This window comes from Planktothrix sp. FACHB-1355 (assembly GCF_014748295.1).
Lineage (GTDB): Bacteria > Cyanobacteriota > Cyanobacteriia > Cyanobacteriales > Aerosakkonemataceae > Aerosakkonema > Aerosakkonema funiforme_A.
Genome location: NZ_JACJUP010000575.1, coordinates 1 through 4,223 on the forward strand (window position 1 = coordinate 1; position 4,223 = coordinate 4,223).

At 45.0% G+C, this 4,223-nt stretch carries 4 protein-coding genes; all 4 read left to right on the forward strand.

Annotation, left to right across the window (positions count from 1 at the left end; all coding sequences use genetic code 11):
* Positions 1–530 (forward strand): NYN domain-containing protein (locus H6S82_RS20915; RefSeq protein ID WP_191056647.1); only part of this gene is annotated, 530 nt, incomplete at its 5' end.
* 527 nt (positions 531–1,057) lie between these two features.
* Positions 1,058–2,266, forward strand: coding sequence for an aminotransferase class V-fold PLP-dependent enzyme (locus tag H6S82_RS20920; RefSeq protein WP_190474104.1), 1,209 nt, complete (start codon positions 1,058–1,060; stop codon positions 2,264–2,266).
* A gap of 234 nt (positions 2,267–2,500) precedes the next feature.
* Positions 2,501–2,743 (forward strand): hypothetical protein, encoded by a 243-nt coding sequence (locus tag H6S82_RS20925; protein ID WP_190474107.1) that lies wholly within the window; start codon positions 2,501–2,503, stop codon positions 2,741–2,743.
* A gap of 352 nt (positions 2,744–3,095) precedes the next feature.
* Complete coding sequence (locus H6S82_RS20930) at positions 3,096–4,097, forward strand: AAA-like domain-containing protein (protein ID WP_190474108.1); 1,002 nt, start codon at positions 3,096–3,098, stop codon at positions 4,095–4,097.
* The last annotated feature ends 126 nt before the right edge of the window (positions 4,098–4,223 follow it).

Here is a 4,223-nt window from a genome sequence, read left to right on the forward strand (position 1 = left end):
CAGCTATTTTGCTCGTGGACGGCTACAACATAATTGGCGCTTGGCCGACGCTGCTACACGAGCGCGATCGCAATGGATTAGAGGCAGCCCGCTGGCAACTGATTGAATCTCTAATCGGCTACACCGCTTTTCAAGGTTTCGGTACTCAGATAGTTTTCGACGCCCAGTATCGAGACACTCCCAGTACTAGCGAAGTCATAACGGAGAATTTATCGATTTCCTTCACCGACTTTGGCCAAACAGCAGATACTTTTATCGAGAAAATCTGTGCTGACTTGCACCACGAGCTGCGGCAATTTCAGCGGCGGCTGATTGTAGCGACATCAGACAGAGCCCAACAACTGACGATCGTAGGTTACGGTGCTGAATGGATGTCAGCACAGCGGCTAGCCCACGAAGTAGAGTTAACCGCTCAGCGCATCCGGCGCAAACACAAACCGCGCAGTCAATCATCAAGTCGTTTCTTAGCCAACTCTCTCGATCCTAAATCCAGACAGCGCTTGGCTGAACTGCGAAATGGATTTAGGTGAGCGCAAAGATTTAAAACTGGCGAAAGTCAGACAGGGTGCAAATTACGGCGATTTTAGAGTCCAAATAAAAAAAATTTGCCAAAGGGCTTGCCAAATCTCTGGAATTACCGTTAATATAGATAAGCGTTGCACAAGCAAAGCACACATTCCTCGGTAGCTCAGTGGTAGAGCGGTCGGCTGTAAGGGACAGAAACAAGTAAATCTTTAAGATTGCTTGCATTACCTAGCAGCGCTACTCGGAAACGAGTAGTGGAAAATCGGGTGAATTCAAGGAAACCGCAGCACTTCGGGTGGCGGCAACCCTGAACCAAGTCTGGCAAAAGGCAGCGGCGATCCGCAGGTAGCCAGAAAGGAGCAGAGACTAAGGATGAGGAGCCTAACCAATAAATCCTACAGCGCCCGACATCCCATGTGGATGATGAGATAGTCCACCCCCTTCGGAAACGTTGGGATAAGTGTAACCGATTGGTCGTAGGTTCGAATCCTACCCGGGGAGTTTTAAAAGAGAGAAACATGAAGGATGAAGGATGAAAAAAACAAACTTCAAACCTACACCTTCAGAGTTTGAAAAGTTCTGGATGCTTGATGCGGACATCACATTTCTCAATCACGGCTCGTTTGGTGCCTGTCCGCTGCCTGTGTTGGAGGCGCAACAGCGCCTGCGACAGCAGATGGAAAGAGAGCCGCTGCGCTTTTTCGTGCGGGAATATGAAGCACTGCTGGATGCGGCAAGAAGCGAGTTAGCTGAGTTTATCGGTGCAGACGCTTCGGAATTGGTATTTGTCCCCAATGCTACAACTGGGGTGAATGCGGTGCTGCGATCGCTCAAATTCAGCAAGGATGACGAGTTGCTGACTACAGATCAAGAATACAACGCTTGTCGCAATGTGCTTGATTTTGTCGCTGCCGAGACGGGTGCGCGGGTGGTGGTGGCAAAAGTGCCTTTCCCGATCGAATCGCCCGATCGAATAATAGAAGCAGTCATGGAAAAGGTGCGATCGCAAACGCGGTTGGTATTATTAGACCACATCACCAGTCAGACAGGCTTGATTTTTCCCATCCAGTCAATAGTACAAAAACTCACCGAACTTGGAATAGATACTCTTATAGATGGTGCCCACGCGCCGGGGATGTTGGCCTTGAACTTGCACCAAATAGGCGCAACCTATTATACAGGCAACTGTCACAAGTGGTTGTGTGCGCCAAAAGGAGCAGCATTTTTGTATGTCCGCCGCGATCGGCAATCCCAGATTCGTCCGATGACCATCAGTCACGGCGCAAATTCTCCACGCACAGACAGATCCCTTTTCCAGCTAGAGTTTGACTGGATGGGAACGGACGATCCCACTGCTTACCTCTGCGTACCGGCAGCAATTAAATTTATGGGATCGCTGCTTGAGGGTGGATGGCCAGAGTTAATGGCACGAAATCGAGCATTAGCACTAGCAGCTAGGCAGACTCTTTGCAAAGCGCTTGGTGTTTCGCCGCCTTGTCCGGATGAGACGATCGCCGCAATGGCAGTTGTACCTTTGCCGGATGCAGTGCCTCATACAGGAAAAGCACCGTTAATCCCCCTGTTGCAAGATGCCCTGTTTAAAAAATTTGGTATTGAAGTACCGGTAGTTCCCTGGCCTACCGCACCAAAGCAGCTGCTTCGCATTTCGGCTCAAATTTATAATACACCAGCACAGTACGAGTATTTGGCTTTGGCGATCGGACAATTAATTGAAGGGTAATTAAGTTAAATCAAATTTGTTTTTCGGTATGTTAGCTATAAATGTAACTAACGATACTTTATTGCATCTATCTCAATAATTATTTAATTAGTTAAATTTTCGGAAACTTTGCGGAGAGTCAGAACTTATTGAAAATAGTTTACTGCAAACTTTTTTCTTCCCCAGTTTTTCACCTTTACGCTTTAAATTGATAATTGTTATACTTCATATAATCGAAGAAGGCGAAAACTAATTATGCTCATAGTTCAACCTGGTTTCTTTCCTTACACTCTGTCGGAAATTTTTGCACGCGCCAGTCGTTCTGGGAGAATTAGTCGCGCCGAATACAATAGATTGACGCTTGCAATGATGCAAAACAGCCTCAGTGAGGAGGAACAAAGTTGCATTAGGCGAATTCAGTATGCGGTGCGTAGAAATCGCATCAAGGTTGTGGCAAGCTCACATTTCTTAGCATCAGTTGCCGATATTGCTTCCTAGCTTACGGATCGGTATAACAGGAGCTAAGCCAGTGGGTGTAATGAAAGTTAAAAATTTTTTATGCAGCTTAATCCATAACTGTTGATTGTTTACAATCGACAGTTTTAAGATTAATTAAGTATATATAAAATAATTATTTATACAGAGGATATTTAACGTTTTAGTTTCAGCGCCAGAGTATCTGGCGCTTGCTATTGAAATGTAAAAAAAACACTGATAGCTGCACTTTAAAATTATGTACATCTTTCAAAAAAATAAAACAAAATGTATCAATTTGTTGAAAATCAGATATAAATCCTCATAAACCTGCTTGATTACAGCTGCTCGCGTCAACTTGTTGTAGAACTGTTGTATGACCAACAGCTCGCTGCCTTCCTGTCCCTTTATTCCTGGGCCCATGATTACCGACCCCCAGTTTTTTGTGGGCCGTAAAACAGAATTAGAGGCCATTACCTCCCGGATGACAGGCGCTCAACCAATCAGCATCAATATTGTGGGCAAAAGGAGTATCGGCAAATCTTCCCTGCTGTATCACTTTTTCCAGACTTACGAACAGCGAGTGCAGAATCCCAATCGTTATGTTGGGATTTACCTCGACCTTCAAAACTCACAGTGTCACGATGAGATAGATTTCTATCATGCCGTAGCCAGACAATTGTTCAATCAGCCCAAGGTGCGATCGCAACGAAGCTTAACCAGACCTTTTCAAGTTACATCCTTCGATCGTCAGGCATTTTCTGCTGTACTGGGAGAGTGGAAACGGCAGGGAGTTTTACCAGTACTTTGCTTAGATGAGTTTGAAGCTTTATTCCACCATCCCAAACAATTTGATGCCGGATTTTTCGATAATCTCCGCTTTTTAATTAATGGTAACAGTTTGATGCTAGTGGTAGCTTCGCACAGAAAACTCGATTTTTATGGCAAACGATATAATTTAACTTCTTCTTTCTTTAATTTAGCTTACGTACTGACTCTAGGGGAACTTACGGAAGAGGAAGCAAGAGAACTGGTAAGTTTACCTGCCAAAACAGGTGCCCCTGCTGCTTTGAGAAACGATGAGCAACGCCTCGCCAGACAGTGGGGTGGATGTCATCCTTATTTATTGCAATTAGCAGGTAGTTTGTTGTGGGAAGCGCGTCAGCAAAAGCAAAAAGTTGGTTGGGCAAAAGCTAAATTTGAACAACAAGCGCGTCGCATCCCTAAAGGTTTTTGGAACATTACTTCATCAGCAAAGTATTTTGGCAAAACTGTTAGCGGTATAGCACTCCTCATTTTGGTGGTTGCGGTTGTTGTAAGTTTGGTGAAACAGACGCAGGTTTTGGAGGCACTTCAAAAAGTCCTGGGCAAGTGGTGAGCGAACTAAAAATAGCAACAGTTTTGGTAGCAGGAAAGTCAACGGTTGTAAGATTCTGCCAAAAAGCCCTCATCGTTAAGTTTTAGTTTCTTTCTGTAGTACTGCCTGCAATATTTGCTTGCGAGC

Coding starts and splice junctions, on each gene's coding strand:
- H6S82_RS20920 (WP_190474104.1), top strand. CDS start 1,058: ATGAAAAAAACAAACTTCAAACCTACACCTTCAGAGTTTGAAAAGTTC.
- H6S82_RS20925 (WP_190474107.1), top strand. CDS start 2,501: ATGCTCATAGTTCAACCTGGTTTCTTTCCTTACACTCTGTCGGAAATT.
- H6S82_RS20930 (WP_190474108.1), top strand. CDS start 3,096: ATGACCAACAGCTCGCTGCCTTCCTGTCCCTTTATTCCTGGGCCCATG.